The sequence below is a fragment of the Lysinibacillus sp. GW821-FHT14F06 genome (assembly GCF_058803665.1).
The window spans coordinates 187,593-214,040 of sequence record NZ_JBXAPF010000005.1 but is presented as its reverse complement, the minus strand read 5'-3'; the positions used below and the strand labels follow the sequence as shown (position 1 = coordinate 214,040).

The 26,448-nt window shown below is 37.8% G+C and carries 22 protein-coding genes; all 22 read right to left on the bottom strand.

The genetic code is table 11. The features are described from left to right. Nucleotides 1-165: 165 nt before the first annotated feature. The gene (locus tag AC1RNS_RS07080) at nt 166-4,497 is read right to left on the bottom strand and encodes a PolC-type DNA polymerase III (RefSeq protein ID WP_492991610.1); all 4,332 of its coding nucleotides are present in this window, start codon (nt 4,495-4,497) and stop codon (nt 166-168) included. Nucleotides 4,498-4,703: 206 nt separating this feature from the next. Further along, nucleotides 4,704-6,410 carry a proline--tRNA ligase gene (locus AC1RNS_RS07075; protein ID WP_492991609.1) on the bottom strand — a complete coding sequence of 569 codons (1,707 nt, stop codon included), beginning with the start codon at nt 6,408-6,410 and terminating at the stop codon, nt 4,704-4,706. A 369-nt stretch (nt 6,411-6,779) separates the two neighbouring features. Then, nucleotides 6,780-8,036 carry an RIP metalloprotease RseP gene (gene rseP, locus AC1RNS_RS07070; RefSeq protein ID WP_492991608.1) on the bottom strand — a complete coding sequence of 419 codons (1,257 nt, stop codon included), beginning with the start codon at nt 8,034-8,036 and terminating at the stop codon, nt 6,780-6,782. Nucleotides 8,037-8,082: 46 nt separating this feature from the next. Next, nucleotides 8,083-9,228: a 1-deoxy-D-xylulose-5-phosphate reductoisomerase gene (dxr, locus tag AC1RNS_RS07065; RefSeq protein ID WP_492991607.1), complete on the bottom strand. Its 1,146-nt coding sequence runs from the start codon at nt 9,226-9,228 to the stop codon at nt 8,083-8,085. Between the two features lie 64 nt (nt 9,229-9,292). After that, nucleotides 9,293-10,093 carry a phosphatidate cytidylyltransferase gene (locus AC1RNS_RS07060; protein ID WP_492991606.1) on the bottom strand — a complete coding sequence of 267 codons (801 nt, stop codon included), beginning with the start codon at nt 10,091-10,093 and terminating at the stop codon, nt 9,293-9,295. After that, a complete protein-coding gene (gene uppS / locus AC1RNS_RS07055; RefSeq protein WP_492991605.1) occupies nt 10,090-10,884 on the bottom strand; it encodes an undecaprenyl pyrophosphate synthase in 795 nt (264 codons plus the stop codon). The genes AC1RNS_RS07060 and uppS overlap by 4 nt, the downstream gene beginning before the upstream one ends. Nucleotides 10,885-11,273: 389 nt before the next feature. Then, the gene (gene frr, locus AC1RNS_RS07050; protein ID WP_427540398.1) at nt 11,274-11,831 is read right to left on the bottom strand and encodes a ribosome recycling factor; all 558 of its coding nucleotides are present in this window, start codon (nt 11,829-11,831) and stop codon (nt 11,274-11,276) included. Then, nucleotides 11,831-12,556: a UMP kinase gene (gene pyrH / locus AC1RNS_RS07045; RefSeq protein ID WP_427540400.1), complete on the bottom strand. Its 726-nt coding sequence runs from the start codon at nt 12,554-12,556 to the stop codon at nt 11,831-11,833. The genes frr and pyrH overlap by 1 nt, the downstream gene beginning before the upstream one ends. A gap of 213 nt (nt 12,557-12,769) precedes the next feature. Continuing rightward, complete coding sequence (gene tsf, locus AC1RNS_RS07040) at nt 12,770-13,657, bottom strand: translation elongation factor Ts (RefSeq protein WP_492991604.1); 888 nt, start codon at nt 13,655-13,657, stop codon at nt 12,770-12,772. Nucleotides 13,658-13,758: 101 nt separating this feature from the next. Next, entirely contained in the window at nt 13,759-14,478 is a 720-nt protein-coding gene (gene rpsB, locus AC1RNS_RS07035) for a 30S ribosomal protein S2 (protein ID WP_427540405.1), read from the bottom strand. 157 nt (nt 14,479-14,635) lie between these two features. Further along, a complete protein-coding gene (locus tag AC1RNS_RS07030; protein WP_492991603.1) occupies nt 14,636-15,214 on the bottom strand; it encodes a hypothetical protein in 579 nt (192 codons plus the stop codon). 9 nt (nt 15,215-15,223) lie between these two features. After that, the gene (locus AC1RNS_RS07025; protein ID WP_492991602.1) at nt 15,224-15,529 is read right to left on the bottom strand and encodes an RNA polymerase subunit sigma; all 306 of its coding nucleotides are present in this window, start codon (nt 15,527-15,529) and stop codon (nt 15,224-15,226) included. 37 nt (nt 15,530-15,566) lie between these two features. After that, a complete protein-coding gene (locus AC1RNS_RS07020) occupies nt 15,567-16,337 on the bottom strand; it encodes a FliA/WhiG family RNA polymerase sigma factor (RefSeq protein WP_492991601.1) in 771 nt (256 codons plus the stop codon). A gap of 437 nt (nt 16,338-16,774) precedes the next feature. After that, a complete protein-coding gene (locus tag AC1RNS_RS07015; RefSeq protein WP_492991600.1) occupies nt 16,775-17,146 on the bottom strand; it encodes a hypothetical protein in 372 nt (123 codons plus the stop codon). Continuing rightward, nucleotides 17,146-17,649, bottom strand: a complete 504-nt coding sequence (locus AC1RNS_RS07010) for a chemotaxis protein CheD (protein ID WP_286926830.1) — start codon at nt 17,647-17,649, stop codon at nt 17,146-17,148. Before AC1RNS_RS07010 ends, AC1RNS_RS07015 begins: the two co-directional genes overlap by 1 nt. Further along, complete coding sequence (locus tag AC1RNS_RS07005) at nt 17,650-18,282, bottom strand: chemotaxis protein CheC (RefSeq protein ID WP_492991599.1); 633 nt, start codon at nt 18,280-18,282, stop codon at nt 17,650-17,652. It abuts the gene before it with no gap. A 9-nt stretch (nt 18,283-18,291) separates the two neighbouring features. Beyond that, nucleotides 18,292-18,738, bottom strand: coding sequence for a chemotaxis protein CheW (locus tag AC1RNS_RS07000; protein WP_427540425.1), 447 nt, complete (start codon nt 18,736-18,738; stop codon nt 18,292-18,294). A 31-nt stretch (nt 18,739-18,769) separates the two neighbouring features. Further along, nucleotides 18,770-21,169 carry a chemotaxis protein CheW gene (locus AC1RNS_RS06995; RefSeq protein ID WP_492991598.1) on the bottom strand — a complete coding sequence of 800 codons (2,400 nt, stop codon included), beginning with the start codon at nt 21,167-21,169 and terminating at the stop codon, nt 18,770-18,772. 15 nt (nt 21,170-21,184) lie between these two features. After that, nucleotides 21,185-22,339, bottom strand: coding sequence for a protein-glutamate methylesterase/protein-glutamine glutaminase (locus AC1RNS_RS06990; protein WP_492991597.1), 1,155 nt, complete (start codon nt 22,337-22,339; stop codon nt 21,185-21,187). Continuing rightward, the gene (locus AC1RNS_RS06985) at nt 22,340-23,215 is read right to left on the bottom strand and encodes a MinD/ParA family protein (protein WP_492991596.1); all 876 of its coding nucleotides are present in this window, start codon (nt 23,213-23,215) and stop codon (nt 22,340-22,342) included. Beyond that, the gene (gene flhF, locus AC1RNS_RS06980; RefSeq protein WP_492991595.1) at nt 23,212-24,408 is read right to left on the bottom strand and encodes a flagellar biosynthesis GTPase FlhF; all 1,197 of its coding nucleotides are present in this window, start codon (nt 24,406-24,408) and stop codon (nt 23,212-23,214) included. The genes AC1RNS_RS06985 and flhF overlap by 4 nt, the downstream gene beginning before the upstream one ends. Continuing rightward, nucleotides 24,405-26,438 carry a flagellar biosynthesis protein FlhA gene (gene flhA, locus AC1RNS_RS06975; protein WP_492991594.1) on the bottom strand — a complete coding sequence of 678 codons (2,034 nt, stop codon included), beginning with the start codon at nt 26,436-26,438 and terminating at the stop codon, nt 24,405-24,407. Before flhA ends, flhF begins: the two co-directional genes overlap by 4 nt. Between the last annotated feature and the right edge of the window lie 10 nt (nt 26,439-26,448).

Below are 26,448 nucleotides of genomic sequence, written 5' to 3'. Positions count from 1 at the left end.
TTACAGCACAATGCAAATTTCCTTATTCTAGACACCACTGGCACATGGCCATAAATGTGTCTAGAATTCGAAAATGTCCATTAGTTTACCATAAAAAATCATTTTCGCCTTATGTTTTCCATACAAAAACATTTGCTGAATGAAGATAAATAACATACGTAATCATTAGAAAAGTGATAGCTGATTAGCATCTGGCATGCCTTCTAGACAACCCAGTTGATCCATATATTCAATTAAAGTTTTAGACACACGACCTCGTTGCTGTAAATCTTCCTTCGATAAAAACTCACCATCCTCACGTGCCGCCACAATTGTTTTCGCAACGTTCGTACCAAGTCCAGGAATTGCATCGAATGGAGGGATTAATGTGTTACCATCTATCACAAATTCACTAGCCTTTGAACGGTACAGGTCAACCTTTTGGAAGCTCATACCACGCTCGCACATTTCAAGAGCAAGCTCCATTACGGTTAATAAGTTTTTCTCCTTAGTAGATGCATCTAAGCCTTTCATATTGATTTCATCAATTTTGGCACGAATCATTTGTGAACCCTGTACCATCGATATTAAATCAAAATCATCGGCACGAACTGTGAAATAAGCTGCATAATAAAGGATTGGGAAGTGTACCTTAAACCAAGCAATACGTACAGCCATTAACACATAAGCTGCTGCATGGGCCTTCGGGAACATGTATTTTATTTTTTTACATGATTCGATATACCAGCCTGGTACTTTATTTGCAAGCATCTCTGCTTCAAACTCTTCAGATAGTCCTTTCCCTTTACGCACGGACTCCATAATTTTAAAAGCCAATGACGGTTCTAGTCCTTGGTAAATTAAATAGACCATAATATCGTCACGACAGCCAATTACCTCTTTCAGTACACATGTACCGTTTTGTATTAATTCCTGAGCATTTCCTAGCCATACGTCCGTTCCGTGGGAAAGCCCTGAAATTTGCACAAGCTCTGAGAAAGTTGATGGCTTTGTATCTTCAAGCATTTGACGCACAAAACGAGTACCGAACTCTGGAATTCCTAATGTTCCTGTTTTACAGCCGATTTGTTTTTCTGTTACACCTAAAGTTTCAGGAGAACTAAAAATCTTCATAACGACTGGATCATCTGTTGGAATTGTTTTTGGATCTATCCCTGATAAATCCTGCAACATACGAATCACAGTCGGATCATCGTGCCCAAGAATATCCAGCTTTAAAATATTGTCATGAATGGAATGGAAATCAAAATGAGTTGTTCGCCATTCAGCATCCTGTGCATCTGCAGGGTATTGTACTGGGGAGAAGTCGTAAATATCCATATAATCTGGTACTACGATAATCCCCCCAGGATGTTGTCCTGTTGTTCGTTTAACACCTGTACAGCCCTGCACTAAGCGATCTACTTCTGCCCCACGAAAATGCAGGTTATTATCACTTGCATAGCCCTTTACATAGCCATACGCTGTTTTCTCGGCAACCGTACCGATTGTTCCAGCACGATATACATAATCTTCACCGAATAGAACTTTCGTATAGTTATGGGCATTTGGTTGATATTCACCAGAAAAATTCAAATCGATGTCAGGCACCTTATCTCCTTTAAAACCAAGGAATGTTTCGAATGGAATATCTTGTCCATCCTTTTTATAAGGTGTTCCACATTCCGTACAATCTTTATTCGGTAAGTCAAAGCCTGAGCTAACAGAACCATCATCAAAAAACTCGGAATGCTTACAATTTGGACAAACATAATGAGGTGGAAGTGGATTTACTTCAGTAATCTCCATAAAGGTCGCTACTAATGAAGATCCAACAGATCCACGGGAACCTACTAAATAGCCATCAGCTAATGATTTTTTCACAAGCTTCGCAGAAATTAAATAAATTACACCGAAGCCATGACCTAAAATCGATTTTAGTTCCTTCTCAATACGTGCCTTCACGATTTCAGGCAAGTCATCACCATAAATGCGATGGGCCATTTCATAAGTTAAATTTGTTACCTCATCATCCGAGCCTTCAATTTTAGGTGTATATAAATCGTCTTTAATAGGCTTCACATCACCAATCATGTTTGCAATTTTTTGAGAGTTGGTAACAACTACCTCTTTTGCAAAATCTGGTCCTAAAAAATCAAACTCTTTGAGCATTTCATCTGTCGTTCTGAAATGAACCTCAGGTAGCTTTGATTTATTTAAAATGTTGGCACCACCTTGTGAACCAATTAATATTTGTCTGAACATCCCATCTGTCGGATCTAAATAATGAACATTCCCTGTTGCCACAACTGGTTTATCCAGCTTCTTCCCAAGCTTTACAAGTTTTCGAATAATATCCTCAAGCGTCCATTCATCACGAACGACATTACGCTCAATTAATGGCGCATACACTGCCTTAGGTTGGACTTCAATATAATCATAAAATCTTGCAACTTTCTCAGCTTCCTCTGGTGATTTATTCATCATTGTCTCAAATACTTCACCATTACTACAGCCAGATCCGATCAATAAACCTTCTCTATATTGCTCTAGGACTGCTCGTGTAACACGAGGCACACGATAGAAAGTTTTTGTATGTGAGTGAGTGACGATTTTAAATAAATTTTTAAGCCCGGCATTATCTATTGCTAAGATTGTGCAGTGCATCGGTCTTCCTTTTTTATAAGCATCTCCACCACCAATATGCTTATTAAAATCATCATGGTATTTAATATTTAATTCATCTGCATCTTTTAATAGCTGTAAAAGTAAGTAACCTGTTGCCTCTGTATCATAAATAGCTCGGTGATGTTGAGTTAATTCAATATTGAATTTTTTACAAAGTGTATTTAAACGGTGATTTTTCATCGTCGGGTAGAGTAATCTGGCAAGCTCCAGCGTATCAATGACTGGATGAATGGTGCCCTCTAGCTCATATTTTTTATAGCCTGTATATAAAAAGCCAATATCAAATGATGCATTATGAGCTACAACAATGCCATCTCCAATAAATGCATGGAACTCCTTGATGACTTGCTCCACCTCTGGCGCATTTCGAACCATATCGTCTGTAATACCCGTTAATTCAATGGTCGTCGCTGATAACGGATGGTGTGGATTGGCAAAGCTTTCGTATTTATCAATCACATTTCCATCCTTAATTTTAACTGCTGCAAGCTCAATGATTGTATCATAAGCTGTGGAAAGACCTGTTGTTTCCACGTCAAATACAACATAGGTAGCATCAGTTAATAATTGATGCTCAGGGGCATAAGCAATTGGCACGCCATCATCCACTAAATTTGCTTCCATGCCATAGATTACTTTGATGCCATGTTTTTTTCCTGCTGCATACGCATCTGGGAAGGATTGTACTACTGCATGGTCTGTAATAGCGACAGCAGGATGCCCCCATTTTGCGGCCTGAGCCACAAGGCGATCAACTGGGGTAACAGCGTCCATTTGACTCATTGGTGTATGGAGGTGTAATTCAACACGTTTTTCACCCTCTGGTGCCTTATCCTGTCGTGTTTCCTTTTTGATTTCATTAATGTCATTGGCCATCACGATTAAGTCACGAATAAATGTATCTGTTTGAACAGAGCCTCGAACTTTTATCCACATACCCTTTTTCAAATATTGCATCAGTTCAGCATCATCATTATCGCGAGAGAACATCTTGACAATGATAGAATCCGTATAGTCGGTCATTTTGATTTGTAATAATGAGCGACCACTTTTCAGTTCCTTAATTTCTGTATCGAAGACAAAGCCTTCAATAATAACCCGACGTTCTTCCTCAACAATACGTTTAATTTCCATAATTTCATCGTCTTTAATATGCGTTCCCAGCTGGAATGGGCGATCACCAAGGTTCGCAATTGCTGGATTGTCTTTCTTCTCCTGCTCCCGTTTTTGGTAATCTTGTATCGCTTGCTGGGCTAATGCCGCTTCTTCCAAGCGTTTCTGTTCCATAAAAGCTTCCTGTGCTGCAATCATTTCTTCTGTTTCATCCTGCAACACAAAGTCTATAGCCATCTGTGGAAAACCAAATTGACTATAACTTATGGAAAGCTTTTCTGCATACTTCGTCTTTAGCATCATAAATTCCATTTCTTGCATACAGGATAAAGTAATCTTTTGACCATTCCACATTGGCATTTGAGATGCAAGACAGTTTTTAAGGGTTGGTGCCATTTCATCTATTTGTTCAACTACAGTTAACCAATATGCCTGAACAAGCTCTTCTGTCACATCTTTCTCTATCGTTTCAAAAGTTGTATGGATCTGAGCAATAGCAGAAAATTTCTCCGTTAAATGTGTACGAAAAAGCTGATATAACGGAAACGGAAGTATTCCTCGTAATTTAATGGTGAAATGCCATAGTCTGTTTTTTTTGTGAACGGTTAAACGTGATAATTCACCTTCTTCAAAAAAGGACATATACACATCTTCTGTTAACTCTAGTTGCTGCAAGAGCATTCGAAATCTCGTTCTTGCCTCTTGTTGCTGTTCCAATTTAGTGACACCTGCTTTCTACAATCTAAATTGAAGAAAAAAATTCGCACCCTCTCTACGGGCGATCTACAAACAACAACAGATACTTTCTGTCATTGCTTGATTGGTTCATTGTCCCGCAGAAGTGTCGCGAATTCTTTACTACTATCTTATCAAAATTAAAGGGCAGCCTCTATTGGAAGCATTTACACCTTTGTTAAAGGAAACTAGTTTTTACGGAAAAATTCATTTAAGCGATCAATAACCTCTTCTTTTTTCCATTCAAATGTCTCACCTGTTTGACGGAACTTGACTTCAACAATACCTTCAGTTGCTTTTTTACCAACGGTTACACGAACAGGTAAGCCAATCAAATCTGCGTCCGCAAATTTAACTCCAGCACGCTCGGCACGATCATCGAAAAGCACATCATAGCGGTAGGACTTTAATAAGCCGTATAGCTCATCTGCCAAGGCTACCTGTGTTTCATCCTTTGTATTTACAGGTACAACATGAATATCATATGGCGCTAATTGTGTTGGCCAAATGAAACCATTTTCATCTTGGAATTGCTCAGCCACAGCAGCTAAAATACGTGAAACACCAATACCATAGCAGCCCATAATAAATGGCTGTGCCTTCCCTTGCTCATCTAAGAAAGTACCATTCATTTTTGCAGAATAAGTAGTCCCTAATTTGAAAATATGACCAACCTCTATGCCTTCTGCAAATTTTATGATACCTTGTCCATCTGGTGATGGATCTCCCTCTTGAATAAAGCGAATATCTAAATAATTATTTACTGCAAAATCACGCTCTGGATTTACATTGATTAAGTGGAATCCATCCTCATTTGCACCAGCTACTCCATTACGGATAGATTTTATTGCATTATCCGCTACTACCTTGACATCTACTGGTAATTTAACTGGACCGATAGAGCCAACTCCACAGCCTAATAGGTCTTGAATTGCTGCTTCACTAGCAAGTTCAACTGAGCCAGCCTCTAGGGCATTTTTCAGTTTAATATCGTTTATTTCATGATCGCCTCGTGCAAGTACAACGACTAATTCACCATCAACATCAAATACTAACGATTTAATCACATTTGAAGATTCAATATTTAAGAAAGCAGATACTTCCTCAATTGTTTTTTGATCTGGTGTTGCTACTTTTTCAACGTCCTTTAATGCTTCATCTGATGCTTGATAGTCCACTACTACTTCTGCCATTTCAATGTTAGCAGCATAATCAGATGTGTCAGAATATGCAATTGTATCCTCGCCAATAGCAGAAAGCACCATGAATTCATGCGTACCTTTCCCACCGATGGAACCAGCATCCGCAATAACCGCACGATAATTTAAACCTAATCGAGAGAAAATATTAGAGTATGCACGGTACATATCATCATAGGTTTCATCTAAGCTTTCACGTGATGCATGGAATGAATAAGCATCTTTCATAATAAACTCTCTACCTCGTAATAATCCAAAGCGAGGACGTTTTTCATCACGGAACTTTGTTTGAATTTGGTATAGTGTTAATGGTAATTTTTTATAAGATTTAATTTCATCACGTACAAGAGTTGTAATGACCTCTTCATGTGTAGGCCCTAATGCAAAGTCACGATCATGACGATCTTTCAAACGCATTAATTCTGGACCATATTTCTCCCAGCGGCCAGACTCCTGCCATAGCTCTGCAGATTGTAATGCAGGCATTAACAATTCTATAGAGTTAATGGCTTCCATTTCTTCGCGAATAATATTTTCAATTTTTGATAACACACGTTTTGCAAGCGGTAAATACGAGTATACCCCACTTGTATTTTGTCGAATAAACCCTGCACGTAGTAATTGCTTATGTGATTTAACATCTGCATCAGCAGGTACTTCACGTAGCGTTGGGATAAATGTTTTACTTTGCTTCATTCAGTGTTCCACCTTTTTTCATCAATTTCGCTTTGGCGTAATTGCGTCTGGATTTTGAATTGTGCATGCATAATTCATTCCTTTGAAAATCCGTGACATCCGCCGGAGGTTTTATCTTCATTCAGCATGTGTTTGGACACCTACTGAAAAGGAACCAAAACTGCATTCATCTCACCACCTGTAATGGTGGAAGTCTTCTGCTGAATGAAGATAAATAAGTTTATACTCTAATTAGCATAAACAAATTTAGCTTTGAACGCAATGTTTCAAATAAATTGCGCTCAAAGCTATGTTTTCCATCCATGTTAGCCTTGACGTAATAATCACGCATAGGCTTCCTCTAACTATGATGTAATGTTATTCTTTCTTCTAAAAGAAGAATCGCTGTATATCATTCCATGTGACAACTACCATTAAAATCATTAATAGTACAATACCAACAAAATGGACCATACCTTCTTTTTGACGATCAATTGGCTTACCTCTTAAAGCCTCGAAGCCGAAGAATAATAGGCGGCCACCATCAAGAGCAGGAAGTGGTAATAAATTCATGATGCCTAGATTAATACTTAACATGGCTGCAAAATTCATTAAAGCAAAAATTCCCCATGTGGCAACAGTCTCTGTCGTTTTGTAAATTCCAACAGGACCTGATAATGCATCAATTGTAAATTGACCAGTAATAAGCATTCCCAGTAATTCAAATATACGCATTGTCATATGATATGTTTCTTGAGCACCATAGACGACAGCTTTTAACGGGTTATAGACTTTAGGACTTGTCACTCCAATTTGACCATATGTCTCCCCATTCTCTTTCTTCTCTTTCACTGTCATTGTGAGATTTTTCGTTGTTCCCTCTCGCTCAACTGTAACATTAATCGTCTTACCAGGTCGACTTTGTACAATGGAAACTAAATCCTGCCACGTCTCAACAGCATGTCCATCTATTGATTTCACCCTGTCACCTGCAAGCATACCTGCCTGTGCAGCCGGATGATCTTTTACTACATCTGTAATAATTGGCTCATTTGTTGGTACACCATTTAACAAACCAATCATTAAATAAATGAAAAATGCTAATATAAAGTTAAACAATGGTCCCGCAAAGATTGTCATCGCACGTTGTCCCACTGTTTTAGCGTTAAATTGACGGTCATATGGTGCGATCAATGTTTCTTTTCCATTTTCGACCAAAATACAATCCCTTGTTACACTATAACGCACTAAATTCTCTTCTTCATCATAGCCTTCAATATATAAATCTTTTTCTAAATCAGCTCGTTCAACTTCTAAAAATAATAAGTCTGGTAACTGCTTATTATTTTGATTGAAAATAATTTTTTTGACACGATTATCTTCATCAACAATAAGCCCTACACGGTATCCAGGTAGCAATTCAGTACCATCCATGTCATCACCAGCCATACGAACGTAACCACCAATTGGCAAAAGTCGTACCGTATAAATTGTTTCACCATGTGTTTTTCCATAAATTTTTGGACCCATACCGATAGCAAATTCACGAACCATAATTCCTGCGCGTTTCGCAAAAAGGAAGTGACCAAGTTCATGGAAGAATACGAGCAGACCAAAAATTAATATAAATGCAATGGCTGTTTGCATAATACCCCACCTTTAAAAGTGAATAGTTAACGTAATCTTACTTTTGTTATTTTACCATGTCTAACACTGTTTTTCTTGTTTCACCGTCTACCTGTAAAATTGTCTGCAAATCTGGCACTAATATGTTGTTATGTGCCTGCATTACACGTTCGATTGTTTCATCGATTTCTAGGAATGTTATTTTCCCTTGTAAAAAGGCTGCAACTGCTGCTTCATTTGCTGCATTCATGGCTGTCAAAATCGTACCGCCTGTTCGCCCAGCCTCATAGGCAAGACGCAATGCTGGATAACGTTTGAAATCCATTTCTTGAAAATGAAGTTGACCAATCTGTGCTAAATTGAGCCGTTGTCCGTTATGCAACGGCATTCGATCTGGGTAGCTTAAGGCATACTGGATAGGTACACGCATATCTGGAGTACCGAGCTGCGCAATGACACTAGTATCATGATACTCAACTAGAGAGTGAATAATACTTTCTCTATGTAAAAGTACATCAATTTTATCATAAGGCATATCAAATAGGACATGTGCTTCTATGACTTCTAGTCCTTTATTCATCATTGTAGCCGAATCTATGGTAATCTTCGCACCCATTGACCAGTTTGGGTGATTGAGTGCATCCGCAACGGTTACATGCTTTAAATCATCACGTGATTTGTCACGGAAGCTACCACCAGAAGCTGTAATAATTAAACGTTCGATATTTTTTGGATTTTCACCATTCATTGACTGAAAGATTGCAGAATGCTCACTATCAACTGGTAAAATTGTTACATTGTATTTCTTGGCTTCTGCCATCACTAAATGCCCAGCCGTTACAAGTGTTTCCTTATTTGCAATAGCAACTGTTTTCCCCATTCGAATTGCGGCTAATGTTGACTCAAGACCAACACTACCAAGAACAGCATTAACGAGAACTGTAGAATCAGGATGTGTAGCCACCTCAACAAGCCCTTTTTCTCCAAATGAAAATTGGATTTGAGGATACTCTTTAGCCAGTGTCAATGCATCCTCTTCTCGCTGAACAGATACCAGCTCTGGCTTCAAAGCTTCAATCATTTCACGCGTTTTTTCGATATTCTTCCCTGAAGAAAATGCGACTAGCTGAAAGGCATCACGTTCTTCCTTTAAAATATCATAGGTTTGCCAGCCAATGGACCCAGTTGCACCAAGTAAACTAATTTTTTTCACGACAAATTGTCCCCTTCTTCTCTCTAACAAATGAAATACTACGTTATCATTAATCTAGATGGCTTTAATTCCCTAAAAAATGCAAAAAGTGTAATAGTGGCACAACAAATAATAGACTATCAAAGCGATCTAAAATTCCGCCGTGTCCAGGTAATATAGTTCCTGAATCCTTTACATTGAAATGACGCTTTATGGCGGATTCCACTAAATCACCCATCTGCCCAATGATAGATGCAAAAATTGTGATGAAAATAAGTGAGATGTAGCCATTTGCAAATGGGTACATTGCCTGCATCCCTATTGCAAAGATTACTGCAATTACAATACCGCCTACAAAACCTTCTATCGTTTTCTTCGGTGAAATTTCTGGCCATAGCTTATTTTTACCTAGCTTTCTTCCAACAAAATATGCTCCTGAGTCCGTCGTCCAAACAACTAGTAAACAGTAGACAACATATACAAGTCCTTCATTTCTTGTTTCAACTAAATAATGGAAGCCCAAGCCTACATAAAACGCACCTAATAAAATAAAACCAACTTCATCAAATGTGATTTTATTTTTCACAAGAACTACATATATCAGCAAAAGCATAACGATGCCATACACAACCATCAAATTAGAGGAATAGCCAATTGCTTCTACTACCTTACCCGACCAATCCTTAGGTATAACAAGTAATATTAAAATCAGTAGCCCTAAAATACCGGGCACTGAAAAAAGTGATATACCTTTCATTTTTAGTATTTCATAAAAGCCGACAACAGCCATTGCAAGCACAAGTAGTGTAAATGGTACATTTCCATAAATAACAAATGGAATAAAAAGCGCAGCTGCAATTATTGCTGTGATGATTCTTTGTTTCAAGTTGTTTCTTCTCCCTTCAACCCACCGTAACGGCGATTACGTTTTTGATAGTTTTCCACCGCTTCCAATAAGGTTTCCTCGCCAAAATCTGGCCATAATGTATCTGTAAACCAAAATTCTGTGTAGGCGAGCTGCCATAGCATAAAGTTACTTAATCGTACTTCACCGCTGGTACGAATTAATAAATCTGGCTCTGGTAAATGAGCTGTCATTAAATGAGATGTTAAACATTCTTCTGTTATATCTTGTAACGTTAATTGACCATCTTGCACTTTTTGAAGCATCGTTTTCATTGCATTTACCATTTCAGAACGACTTCCATAATTCAAAGCAAAATTTAAGATTAACCCTGTGTTATGCTTCGTCTCCTCCATCGCTTCAAACAATGCCTTTTGTGTATGTGCGGGCAATAAAGCAGGATCTCCAATCATTTCCACACGTACATTACGTTCCATCATCTCTGGTAAAAAGGAGCCTAAAAATTCAACAGGTAAACGCATAAGAAAATCTACTTCTGTTTTTGGCCGCTTCCAGTTTTCTGTTGAGAACGCATACACCGTTAAAACCTTTATTCCAAGATCTGACGCAAACCTAGTGACTTTTCGTACCGTCTTCATACCTTCATGGTGCCCGGCAACACGAGGCATCGCGCGTTTTTTTGCCCAACGTCCATTTCCGTCCATAATAATCGCAACATGGGCAGGAATTGGCTCGCTTTTAGCAAGGGCAACACGTTCCCCCAATGATAGTGTATTCATATTTATTTGTTTACCTAATAGCTTTTTAAACATGCTAACTCCCCCACTACAACTAATCGGACGTATACTAACCTATCATAACAAACAAAAGCACGTTTTGTCTTTCTCTAAATTGACTATGTATGAACCAGCTTTATTTAGAACTATTTACAAGTAAGGCTTTTAAAGGGCTTTTCCCTTAATCTCATGCAATCCTCATCTGTGTTTCCGTTTCACGTAAAGAACTGTTCTTCTTAATCCAAAAAAGAAAGCAAAAATAGTTGAAAGGTATTTCTCTAAGACAATTAAAAGCTTGAATGTATGAGATTTGACTAAATCTGATACATTAAGATCTAATTGTAAAGAGAAAAGACGTCCTGATATATATAGGACGCCTTCATCTCCTTAAAAAGTTCCATCTTAGATAAATGTAAAGCGTCTGCTTACACCTCTAGAATTTCTTTTTCTTTTTCTTTCGTTACTTGATCTACTTTTACAATGAATTCATCTGTTAATTTTTGAATATCTTCACCGTAGCCACGTAGATCATCCTCTGTGATTTCGCCAGCTTTTTCAAGTTTTTTCAGATCGTCATTAGCATCACGACGAACGTTACGTACAGCGATTTTTGCATCCTCTGCTTCTTTTTTCACTTGCTTCACAAGATCTTTACGACGCTCTTCTGTTAAAGCAGGAATCATTAAACGAATGACAGAGCCGTCATTTGTTGGTGTAATACCAATATCTGATTTCATAATCGCTTTTTCGATTTCACCTAAGATTGTCTTATCGTAAGGCGTAATAACTAATAAACGCGCTTCTGGTACCGCAACACCTGCAAGCTGATTAATCGGTGTTGGTGCACCATAGTAATCAACCGTAATGCGATCTAATAGTGATGCGTTAGCACGCCCTGCACGGATTGATGATAATTCACGACTGAAGGCAGCGATTGTTTTGTTCATTTTTTCTTTAGCTTGTTCCAATACTTGTTTAGCCATTATGCATTCCTCCTAACAACTGTTCCAATTTTCTCGCCTAGTACGGCACGTTTAATATTACCTTGTTCTGTAATTGAGAAGACAATTAACGGAATATCGTTATCCATACATAAAGTAGAAGCTGTTGAATCCATTACTTGTAAACCTTGTTGAATAACGTCTAAGTATGTGAGTGTATCGTATTTAATGGCATTTGTATCTATTTTAGGATCTGCAGAATAAACACCATCTACATTATTTTTAGCCATTAAAATCGCATCTGCATCGATTTCCGCTGCACGTAATGCAGCAGTTGTATCAGTAGAGAAGAACGGATTACCTGTCCCTGCTGCAAAAATAACCACACGTTTTTTCTCTAGATGACGAACTGCTTTACGACGAATATATGGTTCTGCTACTTGTGTCATCACAATAGAAGATTGGACACGTGTTTCAATGCCTAATTTTTCAAGTGCATCTTGTAATGCTAGAGAGTTCATAACCGTTGCAAGCATACCCATATAATCGGCTGCCGCACGATCCATCCCCATTTCACTACCGATTTTTCCACGCCATATATTACCGCCACCTACAACAACAGCAACTTCTACATCAAGATCTACTACTTCTTTTACTTCCTCTGCAACAGCCTTGATTATTTTTGGTGATAAACCGAAGCCAGCTTCTCCCGCTAACGCTTCACCACTTAATTTTATAACTACTCGTTTATATTGTGGCACACTCATTGTAAACCTCCGTCAGACTTTATTTAAAACATCTCTATTCCCTTTTCCATTATAGTATATATTACAATAATTACTAGTTGTGAATAAGGCAGAATAGAAAATTATATCCTTCTTTTCGCTCTCTTCGGAAAAATAGGGAACACGTTAAATTGTGTTCCCCATTTTTTTCTAGAAAATCTAGATATTATTTGATTAGGATCAAATGTGACTAAATTAGTTACCTTTAACTTGGCTCATTACTTCTTCAGCAAAGTTATCTTCACGTTTTTCGATACCTTCACCTACAGCATAGCGTACGAAACCATTTACTGAACCACCAGTTGATGCAACGAAGTCACGGACTTTTTGGTCAGAGTTTTTAACGAATGTTTGGTCAAGTAAACAAACATCCTCGAAATATTTACCAAGGCGACCTTCCACCATTTTAGCAACGATGTTTTCTGGTTTACCTTCGTTAAGTGCTTGTTCAGTTAATACTTTACGCTCACGTTCAACTTCGTCAGCAGAAACTTCATCGCGAGAAACATAAGTTGGGTTGATTGCTGCGATATGCATAGCAACATCTTTAGCAGCTGCTGCATCAGTAGAACCTTCTAAAGTTACTAATACACCGATACGACCACCCATGTGTAAGTAAGAACCAAATGCATCTGCATCTGATTTTGTTTTCACTTCGAAACGACGTAGGTTGATTTTTTCACCAATTGTTGCAACTGCTGTTGAAATTTGGTCAACAATTTTTACACCTTCAGCGTTTGTAAGCTCTAATGCATCCTCAACAGATGCAGGTTTAGCAGCAAGTAATTGCTCAGCTAAAGATGTAACTAAAAATTGGAATTTATCATTTTTAGCAACGAAGTCAGTCTCAGCGTTTACTTCAAGAATAATTGCTTCGTTTCCATTTTCTAAAATGTAAGTTGTACCTTCTGCAGCGATACGGTCAGCTTTTTTAGCAGCTGAAGATAGACCTTTTTCGCGTAAGAAGTCGATTGCAGCTTCTAAATCGCCTTCTGTTTGTACTAACGCTTTTTTACAATCCATCATACCAGCGCCAGTTTTTTCGCGTAATTCTTTTACTAATTGTGCAGTAATGTTTGCCATTTAGTGTTTCCTCCTCAAATTGGTTGGACAAATTTTAGTGATAGGTTCTAAAAAAGGTGATAAGGGTTCTGAGCCACTTATCACCTTTTTGTAAACGTGAATTACTCAGCAGCAGCTTCTACAGCTGGAGCTTCTTCTTCACCTTGTTTTGACTCGATTAAAGCGTCAGCCATTTTAGCAGTTAATAGTTTAACAGCGCGAATAGCATCATCGTTAGCAGGGATTACGTAGTCGATTTCATCTGGATCACAGTTTGTATCAACAATACCTACTAGAGGGATGTTTAATTTACGAGCTTCAGCAACCGCAATACGTTCTTTACGTGGGTCAACCACGAACATTACGTCTGGAAGATCGTGCATATCACGGATACCGCCTAAGAATTTGATTAGACGTTCGTGTTCTTTTTTAAGTTGGATTACTTCTTTTTTAGGTAGAACTTCGAAAGTTCCTACTTCTTCCATTTTTTCGATTTCTTTCATACGTGCAACACGTTTTTGAATTGTACCGAAGTTTGTAAGAGTACCACCTAACCAACGTTGGTTGATGTAGTAGTTGCCTGAACGTTCAGCTTCATCTTTGATCGCTTCTTGTGCTTGTTTTTTCGTACCAACGAAAAGAACTTTACCACCGTCTTGACCAACTTGACGCATGAAGTCATAAGCTTCCTCTAATTTTTTAACAGTTTTTTGTAAGTCGATGATGTAGATCCCGTTACGTTCAACGAAGATATATTTCTTCATTTTTGGGTTCCAACGACGAGTTTGGTGACCGAAATGTACACCAGCTTCAAGTAATTGTTTCATAGAAATTACTGACATGTGAATTTCCTCCTAGTATGTTTGGTTTTTATCCTCCGCATTTATCGCTTGCAACAAGCTACCCTAATCTTAGAGCACCACTTACTACATCAAAATGCGTGTGTAGTAACAACACCATTTGCAACTATATCATAGCTTTACCCTATTCGCAACTGTTTTAGCCATGAAATTTCAATAAAAGCTCGATTTCTGTCTTGCCTTTTTGGAGTTGTTTCGCAATTTCCTCTGGTGTTTTTCCTTGTTTCGCTAATTCAATGGCTTGTTGCTCCGTTGTTAAAATCTTTGATTGTTCCTTTTCTGCTTCATTCGTCATATTAATACTAGCAGATTGTGCTGCTTTTGAAACAGTCTGTTGCTGACGTGAATAAGCACTCGCAACAATATTTTTAGGTATATACTTTCGCGAGTCCGTCTCTAAAGTAGCAGATTCTTGTTCTTTCTTTATTGTGCCAGTAAGAGGTTCCTGCTCCTTCTGAAAGACAATTTGTTCAGTTTGCTGCAAAGCATTTTCTTTCACTCCTGATTTTGAAACACTCTGCAGTTCTTGTATTAAACGATCATTCTCATCTTTCATGTCTGCTAAATAGACACTAATTGTATCATCCATTTCGCGCATTAAACGTTCCTGTTTTTTTTCTAAATCTTTAAATTTAGCTAATTTCGTATTTAAAATAATAAGGAAGTAAAATGAAAGCAACTGTAAAAAAAATAGAATCGTAATTAGTATGGTTGCCATAGTAAACTCCTATCCACTAAAATCCACAAAATTTCCTTTAAACGGATGTGGTGCCTGTTTTTCTTGCTGTTCACCCTTTTTCTTTTTTTTGCGAGTCCCCATAATGTATTCGCCACCTGCTTCTTCATCCTCACTAATTTCATCCATACCTTCTGAAGTATTCACAATTTTTTGCTTGCGATCTATTTCTTTTTTTAATGCTTCATTTGCATGTGCTTGTTGAGCCAAAGTTTGCTGCTGTGCCTGATCTGCCATTTTCCCTGCCTCAAACGTTTTTGGAATAGCAATTTGTAATTCGACACCCTTTAAACTCATTGGAATTCCTCCCTTAATGTTATGTATCTAATCATCATTAGGCATTAATCATCTCATTAGATAATAATTTTCGTAGCTTTAATAGCGCCTTTGAGTGAATTTGTGATATACGTGAAGTTGATAATTCAAGCATTTCACCGATTTCTGTTAAGGTCAATTCCTCTGTATAAAATAAACTAAGCACCAATTGTTCCTTTTCATTCAATTTTTGAATATTTTCCGCTAAATCACCCAATAATTCTGATTTAATAATAATCTGTTCAGGTGTTTTTGTTGTATCATCCCTAATAACAAATGACTTGCCATCCGTTTCTTCCTGATCTTGTTGTTCATTAATGGAAAGGACATTTGAAAAGAAATGCTCCTGTACAGTTTGGTAGACTTCCTCCACTGGTAATTCCAAATTTTCAGCAAGCTCCTCAGGTGTTACATGACGCATATATTTTTGTTCTAACCGTTCAATTTGGGCATCCAATTTTTTAGCTTTTTCACGAGCAGAACGCGGCAACCAATCTTCCTTCCGTAAACCATCTATAATTGCTCCTCTTACTCTAAAAGAAGCGTAAGTATCAAATTTCAAATCTCTCTTAATGTCAAATTTATTTAATGCATCAAAAAGACCTACCATGCCCAAGCTTGTTAGATCGTCTCGAGATACATTTTTCGGTAAGCTCGCACCAATGCGTTGTACATGATAAGATACTAGTGAAATATATTTTTTGATAAGCAAATCCCCAGCATCTGGATCACGGTCATATATCCAACGGTTCCACAGCTTTTGTTCATCGTTTAGATTTGGTTGTGTCATGAAATCCACCTCTCTTAAGAAAACGCCTCTACGCGCCTGTTCATTTAGAAAACACTAAGCTTTACTGTTGTGAGCCGCCAAGATCAATTTCGCCTTGGCATAATTGCATCCGGATTTTGAATTGTGCCCAAGCCTGGGAGTCTCCTCCTGAATGAAGATAAAATGATTACCATTCTTTCCTACATTATAGCAATAATCGACCATAATTTCATTTGTTTCTCCTACTCTCTCACATATTGTTTAAATTTTTGAGTGTGTATAATTTAGTTGATTGCTAGGTATTTAACTTAGTTTTTACAACTTGTGTATTTATGAAAAGATGTTTATAGAGAGGTAATTAACAAGAAATGAAGTTCTCATTCAAATTTCTTTCATTGCTTGATGCTATTCAAGTTCACTATAACAAAAAAAGAGCCGCAACTCGCGACCCCCTTATATTATGCATTTACTTGTTGTTGATCTTCTCGACTCATCATCGTTCGTACAACTTGTGCAATTTCTTCCGAGCTTTCATCCTGAAATTCAACAGTTGAATTAGCAGAAGATGCTTCTTGATTGCCTTCTTGAAGTTCGTCGGATGTGTTTTCTTCCAACTCACCTTCACCCATTTCTTCTTTATCCTCTGGTGTATATAAAATATAGGCAATTATAAAGCGAATTATATACATTGCGAAAAACACAATTATGGCTGCTACAAATGATCCTATAAGAATACGTAGTGGCGTAAGAGGTTTTTGAAATGTACTAAAAAAATAAATTGAAAAAGCAATTAGCGCTCCCCATAGGTTGTAAAAAATAGAACCAAACATTATATTTCGCTCACTCCTTGGTTAACTGTTCGAATATGTAATGTTGACGTCGCGGGATTAAATTCAATTGTTCTACCACTATTACCACCAGTGTCTTCAGCAACTAATGGGATGCCATGACGTTTCAACTCACGTTTTACAGCCTCTACATTACGTGGACCAATGCGCATCGAGTCTTTATCTGAAGTGAATTGGAACATCTGCGCACCACCTGCAATTTTTGCCTTTAACTTGAATTTTTGTACGCCTTCTATTTTTAATAAGTCAATCATAGCCGAAATACCTGTATCAGCAAATTTGGCTACGTTTATTGACTCTTGTCTACCTAAACTTGAATCTGGCAACATCACATGTATTAAACCAGCAATTTTTTTTGACTCATCATATAAAATAACACCCACACAAGATCCAAGACCTGATGTTCTGATGGTGTTTGGTAACTTTACCACATCCATTTGTGCAATTCCAACTTTAATCACTAGCCCACTACTATTCAGCATCATCTATGAAACTCCCAATGCCTTAAAAATAGCATCAAATGAGTCTGGATCAGGCAATAAGAAAAAGTGGCCCCTTACTGTTTCATGATCCTCTACACCGTCTTCAAAAATGGATGTGTTTATGACGATAACATTATCGCTTACATGTGATAATTCAATTAAGCCAATACTGATAATAGCACCAAACATATCAACGCTTAGTCCTGGTACAGTTGGATAAATTTTTAAATTTGTAAAGTCAGATAACGCGGATAAATAGGAACCCGATAAAATATTCCCCATTTCCTGCATGGCAGATAATCCTAACTCTGAAACTGGTCGTTTTTTAAAGTCAAATGATTCATCATAAATAAGACGACGAATAAATCGATTCGCTTGTTCTATTGGCAAGATAAAGAACATACTGCCTTCAGCATCACCTTCGATGCGTAGATAGATGCCAACTACAACATTTTCAGATCCACCAGCAAGCTCCATCATGTCATTAAACGACACCATTTCTACCTTTGGTACTCGCATATCAATTTTTTTTCCGAGCAAATTGGAAAGTGCTGTCGCAGCATGCGCAGCACCAATATTCCCAATTTCCTTCAATACATCTAAATGTAGTGATGTAATCTTTTGATTAAATGTCATTATCGATCCCTACTTTAGTGGATTTAGTACTTTCTCTAAATGCAATAAAATTAATAATCGTTTATCAATTTTAGCAACTCCTGAAATAAACTCTTCTTCAAGCGAGCCAACTACTTCTGGCTGTGGTTCGATTGAATTAGCAGGGATGTCTAATACATCATTTGCAGAGTCTACGACGAAGCCTACTTCCATATCTTCTAATGAAATAATGATAATACGCGTTGTTTCTTCGTGCTCAGAAATTGGTAAATCAAACCTTTCTCGTAAATCAACAATTGGTGTTACGACACCACGAAGGTTTATGACACCTTTTACATATTTCGCTGTTTTTGGTACACGCGTAATATGCATTAATTTTTCAATCCCTTGAACATGTGACACTGGGATTGCATATTCTTTATCGGCTAATTGAAAGACAATTACTTTAATACTTTCTTGTTCCACTGCATTTGTCATGATTAACACCTCTCTTATTCATTCACCTTACTTATTTTATAAGTGCGTTACAGTCCACAATTAAGGCTACTTTTCCGTTACCTAAAATAGTTGCACCTGAAATAGCAAAGATATTCGTTAAGTAATTGCCTAATGACTTCAGTACAATCTCTTGTTGGCCAATGAATGAATCCACAACTAGACCAGCAAGTTTCTCACCTTTTCGAACGATCACTACTGAATGGAATTCATCATCCTGCTGTTCTTTCCGAGGTACTTCAAAGATTTCTTCTAAGAACACAAGTGGGACAACTTTACCACGGAAGTCAATTACTTTTTGATTATGCGCATTCATAATCTCTGATGAACGGATAATAGAAGTTTCAATGATTGATGAAAGTGGAATAGCATAAATCTCTTTTTCAATTTCTACTAACATAACAGAAATAATCGATAATGTTAGAGGTAATTGAATTGAGAAAATTGATCCTACATCTTGTGTGGATTCAATTGAAATATTTCCACCTAAAGATTCAATTGTTGTTTTCACAACGTCTAATCCAACGCCTCGCCCGGATACATCTGAAATGACATCAGCTGTAGAGAACCCAGATGCTAAAATTAACTCGTTAATTTGCTTATCTGACATTGAATAGGATTGCTCTTGTGTCACAACACCTTTTGATATTGCTTTTGCTAATACTTTATCACGGTTAATCCCTGCGCCATCATCCTCAATTTCGATAAAGACATAGTTACCACTATGATATGCACGTAGTACAACTGTTCCTTCTTCTGGCTTGCCTTTAGCACGACGCGCAGTAGGATTTTCAATACCATGATCAACAGAATTTCGGATTAAATGAACAAGTGGATCCCCAATTTCATCGATAACTGTACGATCTAGCTCTGTTTCAGCACCAATAATTTCGAGGTTAATTTTCTTGTTTAGATCACGAGATAACTGACGAATCATTTTCGGGAAGCGATTGAATACTGTTTCAACCGGAACCATACGCATCGTTAAAATAATAGTTTGTAAGTCACCCATGACGCGGCTCATACGTTCCACTGTTTCATTTAACTCTCCATGGTTAACTTCAGTTGCAATAGACTGTAGTCGTCCTCGATCGATAACAAGTTCTTCAAATAAGTTCATTAATATATCAAGTCGCTCGATATTTACACGAATTGTTTTATTACCAACAGGCGCATGATTTTTTTCAGCCTTAGCAGGCGCCGCTGCTTTTGCAGGTGTAGGTTTTGCAGTATTTGTTTTTGGTGCAGTAGCAGGTTGAGCCTCAACTTCTACCGTTGCTGTTGCCACTACTTCTTGAATTGCTTGTTCTTTTGCGCTATGTTGCTTTAGTTCGATAATTGCGACAATCACTTCTTCGACTTCAGAAACTTTCATAATCTTTTTCCGCATATCTTCAGCAGATTCTTTTGTTACGAAAGCTACGTAAAATTGTTGGTCGAACTGTTCGTCTTCAAGCTTATCTACAGATGGAGTTGATTTAATGACATCCCCATCTTTTTCTAATATTTCAAACACCATAAATACACGTGCTGCTTTCAAAAGACAGTCCTCACGTAATTTCACTGAAATTTCGAATGCATTGAAACCTTGTTCAGCAGATTGTGAAATAACAGTTTGTTCAAAGCCGTCATACTCTAACACACTTGCTACATCAGTAGTTGGTGTCTCAATAGTTGCGACAATCACTTCTTCAACTTCTGAAACGCTCATAATCTTTTTCTGCATATCTTCAGCAGATTCTTTCGTTACGAAAGCTACGTAAAATTGTTGGTCGAACTGTCCGTCTTCAAGCTTTTCTACTGATGGATTTGCTTTAATAACTTCCCCATCTTTTTCTAAAATCTCGAACACCATAAATACTCGTGCTGCTTTTAAAAGACAGTCCTCACGTAATTTGACTGAAATTTCGAATGCATTAAAACCTTGTTCAGTAGATTGAGCAATAACTGTTTGTTCAAAGCTGTCATACTCTAACACACTTGCTAAAGCTGTAGCTGGTGTCTCAGTAGTTACTACTTCAGGAATCGCTTCCTCACCTAATTCAATACGCTTTAATTGAGCAACGGTTGAAGATACATCTCGCTTTCCATCTCCACCATTTGCAATGTCCATCACCATTTCTTCTAAATGATCTACAGACTCAAAGACAACATCTAGAATTTCTGGCGACACATGAATTTTCTCGTTTCGGATTGCATCTAATACATTCTCCATTTTATGCGTTAAATCTGCTAAATCCTCGAAGCCCATCGTTGCAGACATACCTTTTAATGTATGTGCCGAACGGAAAATTTCCCCAACAATCGCCAAATCTTCCGGATTTTTTTCTAATTCTAATAAATGTTCACTACATGCTTGTAAATGTTCTTTACTTTCTTCGATAAACATCTCTAAATATTGATTTACTTCCATAAGAGGACACCCCTTTTAAGGCAAATATTTCATTATTGTTTGTGCAATATCATCTACATCTGCAACTTCATCAATAAGCTGCGTTTCTACTGCTGCTTTTGGCATTCCATATACAATGCATGTTTCGGCTGACTCAGCGATAGCAATTACATTGCCAGTACTTTTTAGTACCTTTAGTCCATTTGAACCATCTTGACCCATACCCGTCATAATCACTGCTACCTTATCAAAATCTTTCCATTGACTCACATCTTCGAACATCACGTCTACAGAAGGTCGATGTCCGGATCTAGGTGGTTCATTATTATCTAGAACAATGCCAAAGGAGGTACCTACTTTCCGCAGTTTCAGATGATACCCTCCAGGTGCAATATAGGCCACTCCATTTTGGAGAATATCGCCTTGCTCGGCTTCTTTTACAGTAATTTCACTCAATTGATCAAGACGAGTCGCAAGTGATTTTGTAAACCCAGCTGGCATATGCTGGACAATTAAAATCGGTGCTTGAATTGTTTTAGGTATTTTCGTAATGACTTCCTGTAACGCTCTTGGTCCACCAGTAGAAGTACCAATCAACACAATTTTCCTACCTATTTTATTCCACTCCACACGTGACCTTGATAGCTCTACTCTTGTTGGAGAAATACTGACAGGAGGGGCTATCTTTCCTTCATTAAGTGATTCTCTTCTTATGGTACTCACGTTTAATGCCGGTTCTTGTTGTCTTTTACTACCAGAAGGCTTCTTTAATTTTGAAATAGGTACCAATGATGCTTGTTCAACCTTGTGGACAAGTTCAGTTTGGATTTTATGTAAATCAAGAGAAATTGTTCCGCTCGGCTTCGCAACAAAATCCACTGCTCCAAATTCGATTGCTGATAAGGCATTTTCAGCACCTCGTTGAGTTGTACTAGAAAGCATCACCACAGGTACTGGACATATTGTCATTATTTCTTTTAAAGCATCAAGTCCATTCATTTCAGGCATCTCAATATCCATTGTCACAACTGTCGGCCTCAATGTTTGAATTTTTTTTATCGCATCTTTCCCATTTCGTGCAGTTCCAACTACTTCAACCTTCGAATTACCAACAAAAAAGTCACTAATTAGCTTTCTCATAAAAGCAGAATCATCAACTACCAATAGCTTGCTTTTATGTAAAAAGTCCAATTAATCACGCCCTTTCGAAAAAATACTTCTTAATTTAGTTAAGAATTTACTCGCTGACTGATCATGTGCGTGAACTTCCTCCACACGGTGTTCCATAAAACGAGCCACTATAAGTTGAAGTGTCTTCGAAATAAGTGCGTCCGGATAAGCAAGTGAAAAAGGTACTTGCTCGCGCACAGCCTTACGCACAACTGCATCCTCGGGTAATGATCCTAAAACAGTAACCTCTTTGTCCAAAAAACGTTTCATGGTCTGCTTTAATCGTTCATTGGTTTCCATTCCTTCTTCCTTACTATAAGCACGATTACAGAGAATATAAAACTGTTTATCCATATCTCTTACATGAATATATTTCATCATCGAATAGGCGTCTGTAATAGAAGTTGGCTCAGCCGTTGAGATAACAATAATCTCATCGATTGATTTCAGTAAATCTAATGACCAGCTAGTTGCTCCTGCCCCCATATCAAATAAGATATAATCAAAATTTTTTTGTAGTTGCTCAAATGCATGTATGAGTCGTTCAAGCAACACTTCTGACCATTCTAGGACACTCGACATGCCAGATCCACCTGAAATATACTTTAAACCGTATGGACCCTCAAATACCACTTCATCTAGTAACTTATTTCCTTCCAAGTAATCTTTTAAACTATAAGAAACATTTTTTCCTATTAAGATATTGATATTCCCCATACCAATATCCATATCAACGATTGCAACTTTTTTCCCTTTATTCGCTAGCATAGTTGCAAAATTCATTGTGAAGTTACTTTTACCTACCCCACCTTTGCCGCTTACAACAGCAATTGCTCTACCTAAATCACCTTGCCGCCTTAGCATTTTCAAGCGTAATGTTTCAGCTTGGTCTCTCATTTTTCTTCACCTTGGAAAAACAAATTAAGCACTGCTTCTAGATTAGCTTCTTCAATATCTTCTGGTACTTCTTGACCATTTGTATAGTAAGCAAGTCCTTTATTATATTTAATCATTAAATTAATCATTGTGCCAATAGAATTTGTTTCATCTAGCTTTGTAAAAATGAATTTTTCAATTGATAATTGCTTAAATTGCTCTATAATGTTTGCCATGTCCTTCTCTTTTGTTGTCATGGCAAGGACTAAGAAGGATTCTGCTTGATCATCGAATTTAATTAGACGCTGTAAATCATCGACATATTTTACTTCTTTATAATTTCTACCTGCTGTATCGATAAATACTAAATCTAAATGAGCCAAACGATGAACGGCTTGTTCAAAGTCTGTTGCATTATAGGCAATCTCGACAGGTGCCTGTAAAAGTCCTGCATATGTTTTCAATTGCTCAATTGCTGCAATCCGGTACGTATCAGTTGTAATAAATCCTATTTTTTTCTTTTTCTCTAAAACTGCTCTAGCTGCCATTTTTGCGATAGTTGTTGTTTTACCAACACCTGTAGGACCAAGAACATTAATATATTTTCTTTCATAGGATATTCCTCCTATTGGGAGATCCTCTAGCCTTTTACGCAATAAATTTTTCGTTATCAGCTTGCATTGTGAAAAATTAATTTCTGATGCTTCTCTAAAATGCATAAAAAGCTCATCACCAATCTCCGTGATGAGCTCTTCACTTAGCTCCTGCTGTCTTAAGTATTCAATGAAGGGGAAGAGTTCATCGGGATATTGAGCTTGGGTAGTCTTTTTATGCATAGATTGCATTAAAGATTTTAAATCTGCAATTTCCTTCCTCAATTCATCAGGAATGCCTGTGTCTTCATGTAAGGACACATCTTGCTGCGGTTGTCCCTGGTGTATTTTGGCTTGAACAGCATGGGTAATTTCTTGCAGCCTTACATTTTCTTTTTTAAGCGGTATTTCTGGAACAACAGCAGGTGCTGGAGCCAAGTTCTTGGGCTCCATTGAATCGATACCTGCCACTACCTCAAAACTTTTCTTTTTTATGATCCCGAAAAATTTCTTGTTGATTACTACCTTTGAATTCAAAATGACAGCGTCCTCACCTAACTCAGCACGCACAAGCTTCATAGCCTCTGGAATGGAAGATGCATAATATTTTTTCATTTTCATTCTACATTCACCACCCCAACACTTTGAATTTCAACCGTAGCATCAAGTTCGTTATACGACAGAACAGGAATCTGCGGGAAGTAACGCTCTGTTAGCTGGCGCAGGTACATACGAACAGCAGGAGAGCATAAAATAATAGCTGATTGCTCCATAAAGGAAACACGTTCTATTTCTGCTGCAATGGATTCCAGTACAATTTGAGAATCTTGTGGATCCATTGCCAAATAATTACCATGATCGGTTTGCTGAATACTATCAGCAATCATTTTCTCTACTTTACCCGAAACAGTAATAACCTTCAATGATGAACCGTCTCCAACAAATTGTGAAGTAATCTGACGCGCCAGAGATTGACGCACATACTCCGTTAATATATCCGTATCGCTAGTTAATTTTGCATAATCAGCTAATGTTTCAAAGATAATTGGTAGATTGCGGACAGAAACATTTTCTCGAAGTAATTTACCCAGTACTTTTTGAATTTCCCCTGTTGATAAAGGAGTAGGCGTCAATTCTTCTACTAAAATTGGATGTGTCTCGCGTAAATGATCGATCAGCTGCTTTGTCTCTTGACGACCAAGTAGCTCATAAGCATTGGCACGAATCATTTCTGTGAGATGTGTTGAAACAACACTTGGTGGGTCAACGACTGTATAGCCAAACATTTCAGCATCTTCTTTCACTTGCTCAGTTATCCATTTAGCAGGTAAGCCAAATGACGGCTCGACTGTGTCAATGCCCTCAATAGAATCATCATCTCCTGGACTCATTGCTAAATAATGATCGAGCAATAGTTCACCTCGTGCCATTTCGTTCCCCTTAATTTTAATTCGATATTCATTTGGCTGTAATTGAATATTATCTCGAATACGTACAACTGGAATAACAATCCCTAATTCTAATGCTAATTGACGACGAATCATAATGACACGGTCTAATAAATCCCCACCTTGAGCTGCATCTACTAAAGGTATTAGTCCATAGCCAAATTCAAATTCAATAGGGTCCACATTTAATAAATTCACAACGTTTTCAGGGCTCTTCATGCCGTCTGTTGCCACTTCTTCCTCAATTTCAAGTAATTCTTCTTCATCCTCTGGTTTCTTACGCTCCATCATATATGCACCAGCAATTAGTGAGACACCAATTGGCAGTGTAACCCAGTTTGGAATAGGCGTAAATAACCCTAGTAATACAATCGTACCACCTGCAACATAGAGTAGTTTTGCCTGGGCAAAGAGCTGGCCCGTAATATCTTGTCCAAGACTTCCTTTAGAGGATGCACGTGTTACAACAATACCTGTCGCTGTAGAAATTAATAGCGCAGGAATTTGAGATACAATACCGTCACCAACAGTTAACTTAGAAAAATGAGTTGCTGCTTCTGCAAATGGAAGCTTCATCTGCACAACACCGATGATAATCCCAAATAACAGGTTGATAATAACCATTACCATAGAGGCAATGGCATCCCCTTTAACAAATTTTGTGGCACCATCCATTGCTCCGTAGAAATCCGCTTCACCCGATACTTTATCGCGTCGTTCACGTGCTTCTCGCTCAGAAATAACTCCTGCATTTAAGTCAGCATCAATACTCATTTGTTTACCAGGCATCGCATCCAGTGTAAACCGTGCCGCAACCTCAGCTACACGTTCTGCTCCTTTTGTGATAACGATAAACTGTATTAACACTAGAATTAAGAATACAACTAATCCAACAAGAACATTACCACCGACTACGAAATCACCAAAGGTTTCAACAACAGAACCAGCGTCTCCATTCGCCAAAATGGCACGTGTTGTGGAAACACTCAGTCCAAGTCGGAACAAGGTTAACAGTAAAATAACGGAAGGAAATATAGAAAAATCTAATGCTTCCTTCATACTCATTGCTGTTAAAAGTACGATTAATCCCAATGTAATATTAATGACGATTAAGAAACTTAACATCCACGGAGGAAGAGGGATGATGAGCATCGCAACGATTAAAATAACCGCACCTAAAACCCCTATATCGCGAACTTTCATTTGTGTCCCT